The following is a 233-nucleotide window of genomic DNA, read 5'->3' as shown; positions in this document are numbered from 1 at the left end:
TCGTTCGTCGCAGCCAACGGATCAATATCAAAGGTTGGCGCAAGAGTATCGATCACTCCGCCATTTTCTGTGTCGCTAGCGGTATTGCCGGCGGCATCGGTGACGCTGGCATCAACAACAAAAGCGCCTTCTGCAAGCGGGGTCGGTACATCCACCGACCAACTGCCATCAGCCAACACAGTGGCAGTTAAGGTTTGTATATCGCCATTGGCATCGGTGACCGTAATGCTCAC

At 54.1% G+C, this 233-nt stretch carries 1 protein-coding gene; it reads right to left on the bottom strand.

The window, feature by feature from the left end; translation table 11 throughout:
* Positions 1–233 (bottom strand): Ig-like domain-containing protein (locus tag H5200_RS23720; RefSeq protein WP_259398607.1); only part of this gene is annotated, 233 nt, incomplete at both ends.

The sequence above is a fragment of the Pseudoalteromonas sp. SG43-7 genome (assembly GCF_014164295.1).
GTDB lineage: Bacteria > Pseudomonadota > Gammaproteobacteria > Enterobacterales > Alteromonadaceae > Pseudoalteromonas > Pseudoalteromonas rhizosphaerae.
The sequence above is the reverse complement of the archived record's forward strand: the minus strand, read 5'-3'. Positions and strand labels throughout refer to the sequence as shown.